19 protein-coding genes are annotated in these 16,087 nt (G+C 69.2%); 10 read left to right on the forward strand and 9 right to left on the reverse strand.

All coding sequences use genetic code 11. The features are described from left to right. The 3 genes from QM582_RS05705 to QM582_RS05715 form a co-directional block, all read right to left on the reverse strand. Positions 1-322: hypothetical protein (locus tag QM582_RS05705; RefSeq protein ID WP_415082547.1), on the reverse strand; the 322-nt coding region annotated here is incomplete at its 3' end. A gap of 58 nt (positions 323-380) precedes the next feature. Continuing rightward, positions 381-1,412 (reverse strand): alcohol dehydrogenase catalytic domain-containing protein, encoded by a 1,032-nt coding sequence (locus QM582_RS05710; protein ID WP_415082548.1) that lies wholly within the window; start codon positions 1,410-1,412, stop codon positions 381-383. 5 nt (positions 1,413-1,417) lie between these two features. Further along, positions 1,418-2,281, reverse strand: a complete 864-nt coding sequence (locus QM582_RS05715) for a DeoR/GlpR family DNA-binding transcription regulator (RefSeq protein ID WP_415082550.1) — start codon at positions 2,279-2,281, stop codon at positions 1,418-1,420. Between the two features lie 631 nt (positions 2,282-2,912). Between QM582_RS05715 and QM582_RS05720 the strand changes: the two genes are divergently transcribed. The 6 genes from QM582_RS05720 to QM582_RS05745 all read left to right on the forward strand — a co-directional run bounded on the left by QM582_RS05720 (position 2,913) and on the right by QM582_RS05745 (position 8,698). Beyond that, positions 2,913-4,262, forward strand: coding sequence for an MFS transporter (locus QM582_RS05720; RefSeq protein ID WP_415082551.1), 1,350 nt, complete (start codon positions 2,913-2,915; stop codon positions 4,260-4,262). A gap of 34 nt (positions 4,263-4,296) precedes the next feature. Further along, positions 4,297-5,649: a four-carbon acid sugar kinase family protein gene (locus QM582_RS05725; protein ID WP_415082552.1), complete on the forward strand. Its 1,353-nt coding sequence runs from the start codon at positions 4,297-4,299 to the stop codon at positions 5,647-5,649. Positions 5,650-5,653: 4 nt separating this feature from the next. Then, positions 5,654-6,688 (forward strand): 4-hydroxythreonine-4-phosphate dehydrogenase PdxA, encoded by a 1,035-nt coding sequence (gene pdxA / locus QM582_RS05730; RefSeq protein ID WP_415082554.1) that lies wholly within the window; start codon positions 5,654-5,656, stop codon positions 6,686-6,688. 68 nt (positions 6,689-6,756) lie between these two features. Beyond that, entirely contained in the window at positions 6,757-7,215 is a 459-nt protein-coding gene (locus tag QM582_RS05735) for a ribose-5-phosphate isomerase (protein WP_415082556.1), read from the forward strand. Continuing rightward, entirely contained in the window at positions 7,215-7,958 is a 744-nt protein-coding gene (locus tag QM582_RS05740) for a triose-phosphate isomerase (protein WP_415082557.1), read from the forward strand. The genes QM582_RS05735 and QM582_RS05740 overlap by 1 nt, the downstream gene beginning before the upstream one ends. Before the next feature lie 74 nt (positions 7,959-8,032). Further along, positions 8,033-8,698, forward strand: coding sequence for a peptidylprolyl isomerase (locus QM582_RS05745; RefSeq protein WP_415082558.1), 666 nt, complete (start codon positions 8,033-8,035; stop codon positions 8,696-8,698). Between the two features lie 15 nt (positions 8,699-8,713). Here QM582_RS05745 and QM582_RS05750 read toward each other — a convergent pair whose 3' ends face one another. After that, positions 8,714-9,514 carry an alpha/beta fold hydrolase gene (locus QM582_RS05750; protein ID WP_415082559.1) on the reverse strand — a complete coding sequence of 267 codons (801 nt, stop codon included), beginning with the start codon at positions 9,512-9,514 and terminating at the stop codon, positions 8,714-8,716. Further along, entirely contained in the window at positions 9,514-9,786 is a 273-nt protein-coding gene (locus tag QM582_RS05755) for a hypothetical protein (protein ID WP_415082560.1), read from the reverse strand. The genes QM582_RS05750 and QM582_RS05755 overlap by 1 nt, the downstream gene beginning before the upstream one ends. Before the next feature lie 38 nt (positions 9,787-9,824). Here QM582_RS05755 and nucS point away from each other — a divergent pair, with 38 nt between their 5' ends. Next, a complete protein-coding gene (nucS, locus tag QM582_RS05760; protein ID WP_415082562.1) occupies positions 9,825-10,508 on the forward strand; it encodes an endonuclease NucS in 684 nt (227 codons plus the stop codon). On the opposite strand, the gene QM582_RS05765 is transcribed toward nucS, so the two are convergent. The 3 genes from QM582_RS05765 to mce all read right to left on the reverse strand — a co-directional run bounded on the left by QM582_RS05765 (position 10,509) and on the right by mce (position 13,414). Further along, positions 10,509-11,738 (reverse strand): AI-2E family transporter, encoded by a 1,230-nt coding sequence (locus QM582_RS05765; protein WP_415082564.1) that lies wholly within the window; start codon positions 11,736-11,738, stop codon positions 10,509-10,511. It lies immediately after the preceding gene. Positions 11,739-11,741: 3 nt separating this feature from the next. Continuing rightward, on the reverse strand, positions 11,742-12,908 hold the full coding sequence (locus tag QM582_RS05770; RefSeq protein WP_415082566.1) for a DivIVA domain-containing protein: 1,167 nt from the start codon (positions 12,906-12,908) through the stop codon (positions 11,742-11,744). Positions 12,909-12,979: 71 nt separating this feature from the next. Then, complete coding sequence (gene mce / locus QM582_RS05775; RefSeq protein ID WP_415082568.1) at positions 12,980-13,414, reverse strand: methylmalonyl-CoA epimerase; 435 nt, start codon at positions 13,412-13,414, stop codon at positions 12,980-12,982. Between the two features lie 144 nt (positions 13,415-13,558). On the opposite strand from mce, the gene QM582_RS05780 reads away from it, so the two are divergent. Together QM582_RS05780 and QM582_RS05785 are read left to right on the forward strand one after the other, a co-directional pair. Then, the gene (locus QM582_RS05780; protein ID WP_415082570.1) at positions 13,559-13,714 is read left to right on the forward strand and encodes a hypothetical protein; all 156 of its coding nucleotides are present in this window, start codon (positions 13,559-13,561) and stop codon (positions 13,712-13,714) included. Positions 13,715-13,720: 6 nt separating this feature from the next. Then, entirely contained in the window at positions 13,721-14,293 is a 573-nt protein-coding gene (locus QM582_RS05785; protein WP_415082571.1) for a PH domain-containing protein, read from the forward strand. A gap of 12 nt (positions 14,294-14,305) precedes the next feature. Here QM582_RS05785 and QM582_RS05790 read toward each other — a convergent pair whose 3' ends face one another. Continuing rightward, positions 14,306-14,794, reverse strand: coding sequence for an Lrp/AsnC family transcriptional regulator (locus QM582_RS05790; protein WP_415082573.1), 489 nt, complete (start codon positions 14,792-14,794; stop codon positions 14,306-14,308). Positions 14,795-14,908: 114 nt separating this feature from the next. On the opposite strand from QM582_RS05790, the gene QM582_RS05795 reads away from it, so the two are divergent. Further along, complete coding sequence (locus QM582_RS05795; RefSeq protein WP_415082575.1) at positions 14,909-16,081, forward strand: trans-sulfuration enzyme family protein; 1,173 nt, start codon at positions 14,909-14,911, stop codon at positions 16,079-16,081. Positions 16,082-16,087 lie beyond the last annotated feature (6 nt).

Raw genomic sequence — 16,087 nt, forward strand, 5'->3', positions numbered from 1 at the left:
CCTGGCCGACGGTGGCGTCGTAGGTGAGATGGAAGTCGACACAGAAGGTGGAGCCCTTGATGATCAACGGGATCTGCTTGGCCCGCCCGGACAGCAGATGCCCGGCGACGCCCTTGAACACCGTGAACGCATCCGGCTCGGCGTCGGCGATCTTGTCGAAGACGGTCTTGATGTCGGCCAGCCGCGGCGCGACACCGCGGGGCACCGCCTGGTCCAGGGCGACCGTCATCAGTCGTCCGTCGGTGCCCATGATCCGGCGCAGCCGGATCTCACGGCCCAGGGCCGAGGTGGTGCCGACCGGGTTCAAGTCGAAAACGCGCATGGTGAATCCTTCTGGGTTGGTTCGGGTGTGACGAAAGAAGAGGGGAGAGGGACGGGGTTCAGGCCCAGGGGTCGACGCCGACCCGCAGGTCCTTGCCCGAGGCGACCAGGTCGAGGGCCTGATCGACCTGGTCGAGGGGGAGCTGGGTGCCGACCAGATCGGCCACCTGGAGCTTCCCGGCCAGCACCAGTTCGGCGACGGCGTGGAAGTTCTCCAGCCGGCACGAGGACGCCCCGACCACCTCGTACTCGTTGTAATGAATGTCGTTGGCGACGATGCTCAACACGTCCCCGGCATTGAACCCGGCAAACGCCGAGATCCGGGCACCCGGAGCCAGAACGCCCCAATACGGCGTCAACGCGTCGACCCGTCCGATCGCCATGATCACCACGTCGACCCCGCCGTCGGTGGCGGCCAGCACCTGCGCCGCGACGTCCTCGCCCGGCGCGAGCACCAGGTCGGCACCGGAGGAGCGGGCGATGGCGTGCCGGGCGGTGTTCGGATCCACCGCGATCACCGTCGGCACGCCCTGCGCCTTGGCCAGCCGGATGTGCATCAGCCCCAGCGGCCCGCAACCGGCCACCAGCACCGCGTCCGCACCCTTGACCTTGGCCAGGTTCTGCCCGTTCAACGCGCAGGCCAGCGGTTCGACCAGCGCGGCCTCCGGTGCCGACACGCCAGGGAGCGGCACGATGTTCTGCCGGGCGTTGGCCGGCACGACGATGTACTGCGACAACCCGCCGGCGAGCTGATAGCCGAACGCCACCCGGTTGCGGCAGATATTGGGATGGTTCTTGCGACAGGCCACGCACGCACCGCAGGGCACCAACGGGTAGACGCAGACCTGATCGCCGATCGCGACGCCGTCCGGCAGCGGGCCCGCGGCGTCCACCACCTCGGCGGCGATCTCGTGACCGAGCACCGACGGCAGCGTCACGTTCTTGGTCTTGCGGCCCGAGTAGATCCGCAGGTCGGTGCCGCACAGCAGCGCGGCGGTGACCTTCAGCAACACGTCTCCCTCGGCCAGGGACGGCAGCTCGCGCTCCTCGACGCGCAGATCGTTGGGTTGGTACAGCACTGCTTGCTGCATTGATCTCACCAGTTCTCTTCGGTTGATGACAGTGGGGCGATGATGATCGAGCAGGCACCCGCTGCCCGCAGTTGTGCCAGCACGGCCGGGTCGGCGTCCTCGTCGGTGACCAGGCCCCATTCGCTGGGCAGTTCGGACCAGTAGTGGAACAGCCCGTGCTCGCCCAGTTTGGACGAGTCGGCCACCAGGTAGGTGCGCTGGCTGTTGCGCAGCATCGCCGCCTTGAGCCGGGCCTGCTCGTAGGTCCGCGAGGTGATGCCGCGCACCGGATCCACCGCGTCGGTGCCGATGAAGGCGTAGGTGGCCTCCACCCGGTTCAGCATCGACTCGGCGTCCGAGCCGGTGATGGTCTCGTTGATGCCGCGCAGCGACCCGCCCAGCACGGTCACCCGGACCTGGTCCTGTGGGACCAGCTGGTTGGCCACCCGCAGGCCGTTGGTGATCACCGAGACCGGACGGTTCCCGATGGCCACCGCGAGCTGCTCGGTGGTGGAGCCGGAATCGAGGATGATCAGGTCGCCGTCCTCGATCAGCTCCGCCGCGGCCCTGCCGATGGCCTGTTTGGCCTCGGCGTGGGCCGACACCCGCTCACGCATGGTGAGCTCGGTTCGCGGTTGATGCTGCAGCGCCGCGCCCCCGTAGGTGCGGGTCACCAGCCTGCGGTCCTGCAGGTCGGCGAGGTCGCGACGAATGGTGGCCACCGAGACCCCGAAGCGGTCGGAGAGGTCGCTCACCGACACGTTCGCGTCGGGTTCGGTGGTCAGCAACTGGAGGATCTTCTGGCGGCGGCGCTGACCCTTGCTGGCCTTCGCCGGAGGATCCTCCAGTTGCTCGCGGGGGCTGGTGAAGGCTGCGCTTGGCTCCTGCATGAAGCACATTTTCCTCCATCAGCGGTGGTGGAAACCCATGGGTAGCGGGTGTCGAGCAGATGGGTTCCACCGTGAAGTCCACTGCCGTCCTGGACGCCCTGTTCGTGACCGGTCTCCGGGGTCGGATCCAGAGAAGTGTTTGCGCGGTCCGCTCACTTGAGGATGAGATAATGATCGAACAGAGCAAACAGTCTGTCAAGTACCCCGCGACAGATCGCGTCCCTGCGGTGACCGCGCAGCCAAATGATCGAACCGATCAGACTGGTGTCGGTTCGCAGCGATCTTCACAGGCTTCGCCGAGGGGGTAGCGCGACGCTCGCGGCCTGGGTAGCATCCTGCCCAGAGTTGGTAATCAGCCACGCTCCGGGCAGTGCAGCACGGAGGTGGCGCCCGATGTTCCAGCGCCGCGACCGGCGCACTCGGCAGGATCTGGTGAAGCACGGCATGCGCGGACCGTGATCACCGGGGTCTGCCGACGGTCGCGTCCCTGGTTGGTGTCCTCGGGTCGGTCGGAGCCACCTCGCGTTATCGGTCGATGACCGTGCGCGGGGCAGATCGCCGACCCGTCTCTCGGACACTGACAACTAGGAGCACGGAACACATGTCATTTTCTGCCGGCGCGGCATCTCCGATGAGCGCCAACCTTCCAACCGACAAGCCGACCCGGTACCGCTGGGTCGTGATGGGGACGATCTTCGCCGCCTACGTGGTGTGTATGGCCGACCGGGCCAACATCGGCGCGGTGCTGCCGTTCATCAAGGACGAGTTCCACATCGACAACTTCACCACCGGCGCGATCTCCAGCTTCTTCTTCCTGGGCTACGCGGTCTCGCAGATCCCGGCCGGCCTGATCATGGGCAAGAGGGGCACCCGGGCGGTCGTCTCGGTGGCCATCCTGGCGTTCTCGATCGTCACCCTGGCCATGGGGTTCACCACCGGCGCCGTCATGCTGCTGGCGCTGCGGCTGCTGCTCGGCCTCACCGAGGGCCCGGCCCCGGTCGGCATGACCTCGACCGTGAACGCGTGGTTCCCGCCGCGTGAGAAGGGCACGGCGACCGGCATCTACATCGCCTCGACCCAGTTCGCCCCGATCATCGTGCCGGCCATCGTCATCGGTCTGGCGACCCTGCACGGCTGGCGCTGGGTGTTCATCTGGTTCTCCATCCCGGGCTTCATCATGGCCGCCGTGTGGTGGTTCCTGATCCGGAACCGTCCCGAGCAGAGCAAGCGGGTCAACGCCGCCGAGGTCGCGCACATCTACGACACCTCCGAGGACCCGACCAAGAAGAAGGTCGTCTTCCGGTCGATCCCGTGGCTCGACAAGGCGATCCGGCTCAAGGACGTCGACACCCTCGACACCAACGGCAAGGTGCTCCGGTCCTGGAACATCTGGGGCGACACGCTGGCCTACTTCTTCATGAACAACGTGAACTACGGCCTGCTCACCTGGGTGCCGCTGTACCTCGTCCAGGCCCGCGGCATCAACCTGACCGGCGTCGCGTTCATCGCCGCGGCACCGGCCGTCGGCGGCCTGATCGGGGCCATGCTCGGCGGTGTGGTCTCGGACCGGATGTTCCACGGACGCCGCAAGCCGACGATGCTGATCACGGCCTTCTTCGCCGCCGTGATGATCGTGCTGGTGATCAACGCGCCGGACAACATCCCGGCCATCGCCGCCAGCCTGGTCGCCACCGGCTTCTTCCTGAACATCGGCTGGCCGATGTTCACCGCGTACCCGATGGGCCTGACCAACAACAAGACCTACCCGTTCGCGATCAGCCTGATCAACTCCGGCGGCAACCTGGGCGGCTTCTTCGCCCCGATCATCGTCGGCCTGCTGCTGGACGCCTCCGGCGGCAACTACTCGGTGGCGTTCAGCTACTTCGCCGTGGTGCTGGTGCTGGCCCTGCTGGTCATCTTCACCCTGGTCGAGGCCCGGCCCAAGGCGACCGAGCACGCGGTCGAGGCCGCGGCCAAGTGAACGGCATGACATCGACCGGAAAGGCGGTACCAGGATGCCGAACCTAGGCATCGTCGCGGACGACCTGACCGGCGCGACCACCGTGGGCGCGCTGCTGGCCAGGGTCGGCGTGGAGACGGCCGTGCTGTTCTCACCGACCGGCGTGTCGGCCGTGACCTCCGACCACGAGGCGCTGATCCTCAACTCGGACTCCCGTCCGCTGCCGGCCGCCGAGGCCTACCAGCGGGTCCGGGAGGCGACGCTGGAGTTGGTCGAGGCCGGGGCGCGCCAGTTCACCAAGCGGATCGACACCACGTGTCGCGGCGGCATCGGGCCCGAGGTGGAGGGCATGCTGAGCGCCCTGCCCGACGACTACGTCGCCATCATGGTGCCGGCGATGCCGCAGTCCCGGCGGATCGTGGTCGGCGGCTACTCGCTGATCGATTCGGTGCTGCTCGCCCGCACCCCGGTGGCGCAGGACGTCCGTACCCCGGTGAAGCAGTCGCACCTGCCGACGCTGATGGCCGGCCAGTGCACCGTCGGCGTCGGGCACGTGCCGATCGGCGCGGTGATCGACGGCGCCGAGCAGATCCGGGCCGGGCTGGTCGCCTGCCGTGAGGCGGGGGACCGGGTGATCGTGGTGGACGCCGCCTCCCTGGAGGACGTCGACCTGATCGCGACCGTGGTGGCCGAGCTCGGCTGGAACGTCGTCTGCGTCGACCCGGGCCCGTTCACCGAGCGGCTGGCGATCCGCAGCGGCGTGGTGGACACCCGGCCGGTGAAGACCCGGACCATCCGGACCGAGTCGGCCGCCACCGACACCGGCACCGCCCTGGTGGTGGCCGGCAGCGCGATGCGGGTGACCCACCTGCAGATGGTGGAGCTGTCCAAGGTGCCCGGAACCGACGTGATCGGGGTGGACATCGGCGACCTGATCGGCGACCAGGGCCACTACTCCCGGGAGACCGCCCGGGTGCTGGCCGAAGCCGACCGGTTCATGACCCAGCCGACGCCGCCGCGGGTGCTGATGCTCGCCCTGGACTCCACCATCAGTGGCGACCTCGGCGACCTGAACGCCCTGGAGCGCCGGGCCGGCCTGCAGCCGGGGGAGGCCAAGGGGCTGATCCCGGTCCGGGTCGGGGAACTGGCCCGCAAGGTCGTCGAGTTCCTCGGCGAGGCGCTGGTCGGCCTCTATCTCACCGGCGGCGACATCATGGTGCACACCTGTGCGGCCTTGGACGCCAATGGCCTCGGACTGGTCGACTACGTTATCCCGCAGGCCGATCAGGCCGTGCTGGTGGGCGGCCCATGGGCCGGCCTGCCGGTCATCTGTAAGGGCGGACTCACCGGAACGCCGGAGACCGCCATCCAATGTGTCAACCGCCTCTTCGACGAAAAGATGGAGTAAAGAAATGCAAGAGACCACGGTTAGGCCGGTCACCGCGATCACCATCGGTGATCCCGCAGGCATCGGCCCCGAGATCGTCCTGGAGACCGTCCGGACGCCGATGATCTACGAGATCTGCAAGCCCTTCGTGATCGGCGCCCGCGAACACCTCGAAGAGGCGGCCGCGCTCAAGGGCGTCTCGATCAATATCAACGAGATCAGCGAGCCCGAAGAGGCCAAATACGAGTTCGGCACCGTCGACCTGCTCGACACCGGTGCCGCCCCCGGCGCCAAGATCGTCTACGGCGAGGTCCAGAAGGACGCCGCGGTGCGCGCCTACTCCTACCTGGAGAAGTCCATCGAACTCGGCCTGGCCGGACGGCTCGACGCGGTGTCCACCGCACCGATCCACAAGGTGGCGCTGAAGGAGGCCGGGGTGCCGCACATCGGCCACACCGAAGTCTTCGAGGCGCTGACCAACTCGCCCTACGCGCTGACCATGTTCAACGTGCACAAGCTGCGGGTGTTCTTCCTGACCCGGCACGTGTCGGTGCGCAAGGCCTGCGACATGATCACCAAGGAGCGGACGCTGGCCTACCTGAAGGACATCGATCGCGAGATGCGCAGCTACGGCTTCGACAATCCGTCGATCGCGGTGGCGGCGCTCAACCCGCACGGCGGCGACGGCGGCCTGTTCGGCACCGAGGAGATCGAGCACCTGATCCCGGCGGTGGAGGAGGCCAAGGCCATGGGAATCAACGCCCGCGGCCCGTTCCCGGGCGATTCCATCTTCGCCTTCGCCTTGGACGGCCATCACGACTGCATCCTGTCCCTGTACCACGACCAGGGGCATATCGCCTGCAAGACGCTGGATTTCGAAAAGGCCGTCACGATCACCATGGGCCTGCCGTTCATGCGCAGCTCGGTGGATCACGGCACCGCCTTCGACATCGCCGGCAAGGGCATCGCCAATGGCGGCAGCATGGTGGAATCCACCCGGGTGGCCGCCGAGTACGCGGCCCGGAAGATGGCCTACCAAGCGGCCAACGCCTCGGCCTGACGAGTGCGCCGGCGTCCGGACCGGTTCCGGACGCCGGCTCGACAACTATCGACAACGAGAAGGACGAAATGGGTTACGTGGTAGCCGTCGGCGCCGACAACGCCGCCGTGGAATACAAGAATCGGATCAAGGCAGACCTGGAAGCCGATCCGCGGATCGAGAAGGTCATCGACTGCGGAGTGGGGGCGTCCACCGACGACACCGCCTACGCGCACGTCGGTGTCGCCGCGGCCCGGATGGTGGCCGAGGGCCAGGCCGACCGTGCCGTGCTGCTCTGCGGGACCGGCATGGGCATGGCGATGTCGGCCAACAAGGTGAAGGGCGTCCGGGCCAGCACCGCTCACGACAGCTTCTCGGTGGAGCGCCTGGTGCTGTCCAACAACGGCCAGGTGCTCTGCCTGGGTGCCCGGGTGATCGGGGTGGAGTTGGCGCGCCGGCTGGCCCGGGAGTTCTTCGACTACACCTTCGACCCCGGATCGCCGTCGGCGCCCAAGGTGGACGCCATCTGCGGCTACGAGGCCGACTGATGCTCTGGGTCGGAACCAGCTGGAAGATGAACGGCACGCTGGCCTCGGCGCGTGACTACGCCACGCGGCTGGGGGCGGCACTGGACGCCGGGGCACCCGCCGGCGTCCAGCCGTTCATCATCCCGCCGGCCACCGCCCTCGCCACCGTGCACCAGATCCTCGGTGCCGACTCGCCGGTGCTGCTCGGCGTGCAGAACGCGCACTGGGCCGACGCCGGGGCCTGGACCGGGGAGATCTCCGTTCCGCAGGCCGCGGACGCCGGGGCGCAGCTGGTCGAGATCGGTCATTCGGAGCGGCGCGAGTTCTTCGCCGAGACCGACCAGACGGTGAACCGGAAGGTGGCGGCCACCCTGCGGCACGGGCTCCGCCCGCTGCTGTGCGTCGGCGAGCCGGCCGAGGTCTTCGCCGCGGGCGGCAGCGTCGCCCACGTGACGGCCCAGGTGGACGCCGCCCTGCAGGGGATCGACGACCTCGGCCGGGTGCTGATCGCCTACGAGCCGATCTGGGCGATCGGCGAGGGCGGCCGGGAGGCCCGTGGAGAGGACATCGAAGCGGTCTTCGCCGCACTGGACGCCGGCTACGGCGACCGGGTGGAGGCGATCCTCTACGGCGGCTCGGTGAACCAGGGCAACGCCGCGGAGACGCTGGCGGTGCCCGGCGTCACCGGGCTGTTCGTGGGCCGTGCCGCCTGGCAGGTGGACGGCTACCTGGAGTTGCTGCGGATCGCCACGGCCGCCGCCTGACGATCCAGACTGCCGGCCGGTGCCCCGTTCGGGTGCACCGGCCGGCAGTCGTCGGCTATGGCAGACTTCGTGCGGTGACCCGCCTGATTCCGCTGTTCCTGACCGCCGCCGCCCTGGTTCTCACCGGGTGCGGCGCCGGCAACACCGCGGCGACCCCGACGAACCGGAACGCGGCCGGCACGGCCGCCTGCGACTACGTCCGGACCGGCGACTCGCCGGCCCGGCCCGTCGATCCGCCGGCCGGTACGGCGTCCACCGTGGGGGCGACCACGCTCACCCTGACGATGAGCGGCGGGACCGTGACGATCACCGGTGACCGGTCCCGGACGCCGTGCACGCTGCACGCCATGGAGTCGCTGGCCACGCAGGGCTACTTCAACGACACCGGCTGCCATCGACTGGCCGATTCCGGGATGTTCATGGTGCAGTGCGGCGATCCGACCGGCACCGGACGGGGCACCCCCGGCTACCGGTTCGCCGACGAGATCGACGCCAACACCCGCTACCCGGCCGGCACCGTGGCGATGGCGAACGCCGGCTCCAACACCAACGGCTCGCAGTTCTTCATCGTCTACCGGGACACCGAACTGAAGCCCAACTACACCGCGTTCGGACGGATCGACGAGGCCTCGCTGAAGGTGATCGAGGCGATGGCCGCGGACGGCCACGACAACAGCTACGGCGACGGCACCGGGAAGCCGCACAACCCGTTCACCATCGTCACCGCGACGGTCGGCTGAGCGCGACCGCCGGAGTCAGGTCGCGGCCAGAAAGGCCAGCAACTCGGCGGACAGCGCCTCCGGGGCGTCGGCATGCACCCAGTGCCCGGCGCCGGCGATGGTGACCAGCCGCACCTGCGGGAACAGCCGGCGCATCCGCGGCTGGTGCTCGGGCAGGATGTACGGCGATTCGGCGCCGGCCACCCACAGCGTGGGGCCCGGATAGCTCGCACCGTCCACGTCCGGCCAGGCGGCGACCTCGTCGAGATGGTCGCCGAGCAGCCCCAGGTTGAGTTCCCACTGCCAGCCGTTGCGATCCCCGGGCGTGCGCAGGTGCTTCAGGTTCTGCAGCAGGAAGAGCCGCACGGCGGGGTCGTCGACGTCCACGGCCAGCTGCTTCTCCGCCTCGCCGCGGCTGGTCAGGGTGGCCAGGTCGAGGCCGCGCATCGCCTTGACCAGGGGCACCGAGGTACGCACCTGGTAGGAGATGTCCGGGGCGATGTCGACCACCACCAGGCTGCGCACCAGCTCGGGATGCTGCAGCGCCAGCAGCATCGCCACCTTGCCGCCCATGGAATGCCCGACCAGGGTGACCCGGGCCGCGCTGCCCAGCTTCAGCCGCAGCTCGTCGGCCACCTCGTCCGCCATGGCGCCGTAGTCGAAGGTCTCGCTCCAGTGCGAGCGGCCGTGGTTGGGCAGGTCGAACAGCACGCTGGCATGGTCGTGCTCGGCCAGCGTCTTGGCGATGCCGGCCCAGTTCTTGCCGCGTCCGAACAGTCCGTGCAGGAAGACCACGTCGGGGCGTCCGGCCCCGATCAGCTGGGTGAACAGCGCCATCAACGCCTCCTCGCCCAGCAGGAGTTGTGCCAGTGCCGGCGCTCGTCGACGGCGCGGGTCGAACCGACCGTGGGCAGGTGCGGCCAGACCACCACGTGCGGCGTCCCGACGGCGATGAGCAGGTCGCAGCCGGGGCAGCGGTACTGCTTGGTCGCCGCCTGGCCCGTCATGCTCTGGGTCATCCAGCGACCGTCCGCCTTGTCCACCGCGGACGCGAACGACGACGACAGCGGACGCGGTGGGCGCAGGTGTTTGCTGGGTCGTTTGGGCACGAGGGCAAGCGTAGTGCCCCACGCGCTACGGTTGCCGGATGCGCCTGATCGTTGCCCGCTGCCAGGTCGACTACGCCGGACGCCTCAGCGCACACCTGCCGCTGGCCACCCGGCTGATCCTCGCCAAGGCGGACGGCTCGGTGTCGATCCATGCCGACGACCGCGCCTACAAGCCGCTGAACTGGATGAACCCGCCCTGCACGCTGAGGGTCAGCGCCCCGGAGGAGGAGTCCGACTTCACCGAGGTCTGGGAACTGCGCAACAAGGACGCCGACACCCTGGTGATCTCGATCGCCGAGGTGCTGCACGACTCCTCGCACGAGCTCGGGGTCGATCCCGGCCTGGTCAAGGACGGCGTGGAGGCGCACCTGCAGGCGCTGCTGGCCGAGCATCCGGAGACCTTCGGCGAGGGCTGGAGCCTGGTGCAGCGCGAGTACTTCACCCCGATCGGCCCGGTGGACCTGCTCTTCCGGGACGCCGACGGCGGCTACGTCGCGGTCGAGGTGAAGCGCCGCGGCGAGATCGACGGGGTGGAGCAGCTCACCCGCTACCTGACCCTGATGAACGCCGACCCGCTGATGGCGCCGGTGCGCGGGGTGTTCGCCGCGCAGCTGATCAAGCCCCAGGCCAGGACCCTGGCCGGCACCCGGGGCATCTCCTGCGTCAGCGTCGACTACGACCTGCTGCGCGGGATGGACAACGCCGAGGACCGGCTGTTCTGATCAGCGCCGGTTGAGCGCCGGGATCAGCACCTCGCGGTAGAGCAGCATCGCCGCCGCCATCGACGGGATGGCCAGCAGCGCCCCCAGCAGTCCGTACAGCACGCCGCCGGCCAGCGCGGCCAGGATGACCAGCGGACCGGGCACGCTGACCGAGCGCTGGAACACCCGGGGCTGGATGAAGTAGTTGTCGATCTGCTGGTAGACGAGGAAGAACGCCAGCGTGGCGAAGCCCTGGGTGGGGGAGAAGGTGAACGCCACGATGGAGACGATCACCATCGACAGCGTCGAGCCGATCAGCGGGATGATCGCGCAGAGCAGCACCACGACGGCCAGCGCCAGCGCGTACTGGCCCAGCCCGACCAGGTTGAGGAACAGGAAGGCGACCGTGGTGGAGCAGATGATGACGATGAACAGCCCGGTGACGTAGCCGCCGATCCGGCTGAACATCTCGTTGGCGAGGTAGCGCACCCGCGGCCGGCGCGATGCCGGGGCCAGCTCGAACAGGGCCTCCTTGAAGGCCGGCATCGAGGCCAGCAGGTAGACGGTCAGCACGATCGTCACCATCGTGCTGAGCACCATCGTCACCACCGCCTGGCCGGCGCCCCACAGCCCGCCGAACAGGGTGCTGAGCAACTCACCGGAGGTCAGGAAGGCGCTCACCCGGTTGATGATGTCGAAGCGGCTGTCCAGGTCGGCGATCTGTGGATTGGCCCGCAGTTCCTGCAGCAACGACGGCGCGTTCAGCAGCAGCCGGTTGATCTGCTCGGCGGCCACCGGGAAGATCGCCCAGATCGCCAGCCCCAGGACGCCGAGCCCGGCCAGCACCACCAGCAGCACCGAGATCCCGCGCCGCAACCCGCCGGACGACAACCGGTCGACCAGCGGGTTCAGCCCGAGCGCCAGGTAGAGCGCCAGCATCACCAGCAGCACCACCGAGGCGATCCGGTACAGCCCGAACACCAGTCCGCCGGCGGTCAGTGCGCCCAGGGTGATGAAGAAGCCGATCGCGAACGGGCTGCGCCGGGCCAGGCTGACGTCGCTGCGCGGCCCGGCACTGATCGCGTCCGCGTCCAGGTCGGCCGGGGTGGGCTGCGTCACCCGGCGAATCCGGTGCAGCCAGCCGCGCGGACCGCTGGGGGTCGGGGTCGGACGCGGGGTCACCGCCTCGGACGGCGTCGCCGCCGGTGTCACCGGCTTCGGGACGCCGCCCTCGTCCGGCTGGGCGGTCATCGGCTAGCGGTGACCACTGGCGCCGCTTCCACCCCCGGAGACGGCCGGCTGAACACGGGTGGCGTCGTCGTCCAGATCGGGGACGGCCGCCTCCACCGCGGTGTCGTCCAGGACCAGCTCGGTGGTGGGCGCGTCGTCCGCGGACGCCTCGTCGGCGTCGTCGGGGAACTCCGCCACGCTGCTGTTGGCCAGCGAGGACAGGCTGTTCAGCTGGCCGATGATCGCGGCCTTGCGCTGATTCAGCCGTTCGGTCTCCCGGCGCAGCTGGTCGGCCCGCGCGGAAGCGGCGAGTTCAGCGTCCGCGATCAGCTTGGCGGCCTTGGCCCGGGCCTCGGACAGGATCGCCCGGCCCTCCTCGTTGGCCTGCACGACGATCTGATGGGCCTCGGCCAGCGCCTTCTGGCGCCGCTCGTCCATCAACGCCGAATCGGCGGCCAGCTGGGCGCCGAACTCCTCGGACTGCCGCCGCGCGGTGTCGGCCAGCTCGCTCAGGGTGCGGGTGACCTCGTCCTGGCGCCGCTGCAGGGCGTCCAGCGACTCGCTGTGCTCCTTGGCCAGCGCGGCCCGCAGGTCGGCGGCCTCGCGCTGCGCGGACTGTTTCACCTGGTCGGCCTCGAGGACGGCCTGCTCGCGCATCGCCGCGGCGTTGCGCTCGGCGTCGGCCAGCACCATCGCCCGATGGTTCTCGGCGGCCTCGCGCAGCGCGCGAGCCTGCTCCTGGGCGGCGGCCAACTCGGCACCGGTCTGGGCGGCCAGCTGCTCGCGCAGCCGGTTCAGGTCGTCCACGCCGCTGACCCTGGCCTGGGCGGCGCCCTCCTGGGCGGCGCGGGTGACCTGGCCGGCCTCGTTGGCGGCGTCGTCGACGATGCGCTGGGCTTCCACCTGGGCGGCCTTGACCATCTCGGCGGCCTGCGCCTCGGCCGCCCGCAACAGGTCGCCGGTGTGGGTGCCCAGCCGGGAGTAGTCGGTCTCGTCCACCTTGGTGGCCAGCTGCCGCTGCAGCGAGCGCACCTTGCGTTTGGCCGAACTCAACTGGCGTTCGATGTCGCGGATGTAGGCATCGACGGCCTGGCGCTCGTAGCCGAGCATCGAGTGGGGGAAGCTGCCCGCAGCGCTGGCGGTCTCATCGAAGAGATCGAGGCCGACGGTCTCTTCTGGCTGTTGGCTCACCCGAAGTCCTTTCGTAGGGGGTGTACGGGCCTGATGCTACTCATTCCTGCCCCCTCAGAGCAGGGGGACACTCAGCCCTTGGGTGGTTCCACCAATTCGAGCAGCACGCCGCCGGTGTCCTTGGGATGGCAGAAGTTGATCCGCGATCCCGCGGTGCCACGCTTGGCCTCGGGGTAGAGCAGCCGGACGCCGCGCTCGCGCAGGGTGGCGCTGACCGCGTCCAGGTCGGCGACCCGGTAGGCGAGCTGCTGCATGCCCGGGCCGCTGCGTCCGATGAATTTGGCGATGGTGGAGTTCTCGTTCAGGGGAGCCAGCAACTGGATCTGGGCGTTCTCCGGACCCTGATCGCCGGTGCCGATCATGGCTTCGGCGACCCCTTGCTCCTGGTTCTCCTCACGGTGCAACAGGCGCCAGCCCATCACCTCGGTGTGGAAGCGGATGGCCTCGTCCAGGTCGGGGACGGCGAGACCAACGTGATCGATGCAGACGAACAGATCCGTGCTCATGCGTTCAGCCTGGCACATCCTTCGAGCCACCGTTGAGGGTTTGCCGAACCGGTGCCGACACGCGGCGTGGCGGACGGCCGGATGCCGCGCGGCTACCCAGAATGAGATGGTGACTGAGTTGGGCACGAGGCCCGGGAGGCGTAGATGAGCAAGTGGATCAAGACCATCGTGGTGGTGCTGATCGTCGGCTTCGCCCTGTTCTACCTGTTCACCCGGCCGGAAGCGGCCGCGGCGGCGGTGAAGACGTTCTTCGGCGCCTTCGACGCCATCGGCCGGTTCTTCATCGCACTCTCCAAGTGAGCGGCGGTGTCCGTGCCCGCCGCGCCACCCGACACCCAGCTCAAGCTGGGCTGGTCGCGCTTCCTGGATCCGCACGTCGACGATCGGCTGATCGCCGAAGAGGGTGAGTTCATCCTGGACGAGATCCGCCGGCACTGGGTGACCCGGCTGTGGCCCGCCGCCCGGGTGCTGCTGGGCATGCTGGCCTTCGGGGCGATGCCGTGGCTGGGTCACTACTGGTGGCTGGCGCTGGCGCTGGGCCTGGTGCTCGGGTTGAACGGCTTCTGGCGGATGCACGTGGAGTTCATGGACCGCTTCGTGGTGACCAACCTGCGGGTCTACCGGGTGCACGGCGTGCTCGATCAGCGCTGCGCCTCGATGCCGCTGGCCCGGGTGCTGGACATCTCCATGCAGCGGCCGTTCTGGGGCCAGATCTTCGGCTACGCCAATTTCGTCTTCGAGAACGCCGCCCAGGATCAGGGCCTGCGCGAGATCCACTTCGTCGGCCAGCCGGACGCCCGGCTGCACCTGTTCCAGCGGGTGGTGATCAGCGCCGGGCTGACCGGACGCGTCCAGTCCGACATCGCCGACGGGGGATGAGCAAGGAGCCGCTCAGGCCGGACGCGGCGGGATCCAGCTGCCCTCGCGCAGGTCGAAGACGATGTGCGTCTCGGTGCCGCGCACCGAGGGATGCACGGTGACGTGGTCGAGGACGAGGGTGCGCAACTCCTCGGCATCGGCCACGGCGAGGGTGAGCATGAAGTCGTAGCGTCCGGTGAGGTTGACCACCTGCAGCACGTTGGGTGCCCGGACCATGCTCGTCATGAAGCGGTCGACCGTCTCGCGGGAGTGGTTGGTGAGGAACACCATCACGACCGCCCGCAGCGCGTAGCCGAGCTGGGCGTGGTCGAGGTCGATCCGCGGCGGCCGGATCACCCGTGCGTCGCGCAGCCTGCGCAGCCGGTAGGCGCAGGTCGACTCGGCGATGCCGAGCTGTGCGGCGATGGCCTTGACGGTGAGACCGGGGTCGTCGCTGAGCACCCGGATGATGTCGAAGTCCAGCCGGTCGAGCTCGATGCCCCGGTGTTGCGGATTCCCCATAACGCGATCTCCCAAACCGTGTTCACTTGCTGTTCCAACAACAGCAACGCGGAACAAGCGAGTTTTCAGCAAGAGTGCTTCATCAGTTCTTCCTTGTCCAGCAAGATCGCCGGCATGGACACGACTGCGCTGGACCTTCGGACGCTGGCCGTGCACGCCGGCCGGGACGACCTGACCGCGCTGGGCGTGCATGTGCCGCCCATCGACCTCTCGACCACCAACCCGCTGCCCAGCATCGCCGCGGGCGGCGACTCCTACGAGGCGCTGGCCTCGGGCGGGACGCCGTCCGCCGGAGGTGCGGTCTACGGACGGCTGTGGAACCCGACGGTGGCGCGGTTCGAGTCGGCGCTGGCCCAGTTGGAGCAGGCCGAGGCGGCCGTTGCCTTCGCCACCGGGATGGCCGCGTTTTCGGCGGCCCTGCTGGCCTTCGCGACCAGCACCGGCAAGCGCCACGTGGTCGGGGTGCGACCGCTGTACGGCGGCTCCGATCATCTGCTGGCCAGCGGGCTGTTGGGCACCGAGGTGACCTTCTGCCGTCCCGATCAGGTCGCCGCCGCGCTGCGCCCCGACACCGCTCTGGTGGTGATGGAGACACCCGCGAACCCCACCCTGGAACTGGTCAGCATCCGCGCCGTTGCGGATCAGGCCGGCGACGTCCCGGTGCTGGTCGACAACACCTTCGCCACCCCGATCCTGCAGAACCCGCTCGACCACGGTGCGGAGCTGGTCCTGCACAGCGCCACCAAATACCTCGGCGGGCACGGGGACGTGATGGGCGGCGTGATCGCCTGCTCGGAGGCGTTGGCCGAGCGGATCCGGCCGATCCGGGCCATCACCGGCGCGCTGCTGCACCCGCTCGCCGGCTACCTGCTGCACCGCGGGCTGGCCACGCTGCCGCTGCGGGTGCAGGCCCAGCAGCAGACGGCAGGACAGGTGGCCGAATGGCTCCGCGGCCGCCCCGAGGTGGCGGAGGTGTTCTATCCGGGATCGCACGGTGACCCGTCCGGGGTGCTCGGAACGCAGCTGCGCGGCACCGGGGCGATGCTGGCGGTCCGTCTGGCCGGCGGCTACCCGGCCGCTGAGCGGCTGACCTCGCGGGTCCGGCTGTTCACCCACGCGGTCTCGCTGGGCGGGGTCGACTCGCTGATCGAGAGCCCGGCCGCGCTCACCCACCGTCCGGTGGCCGGCGACGCCAAGCCGGACGCCGGCATCGTGCGGATGTCGATCGGGCTGGAGAGCGCCGCCGACCTGATCGCCGACCTCGCCCACGGACTGCAGGCGCACTGACCCGAG

Origin of the sequence: Micropruina sp. (genome assembly GCF_047607385.1) — a bacterium.
Taxonomy (GTDB): domain Bacteria; phylum Actinomycetota; class Actinomycetes; order Propionibacteriales; family Propionibacteriaceae; genus Micropruina.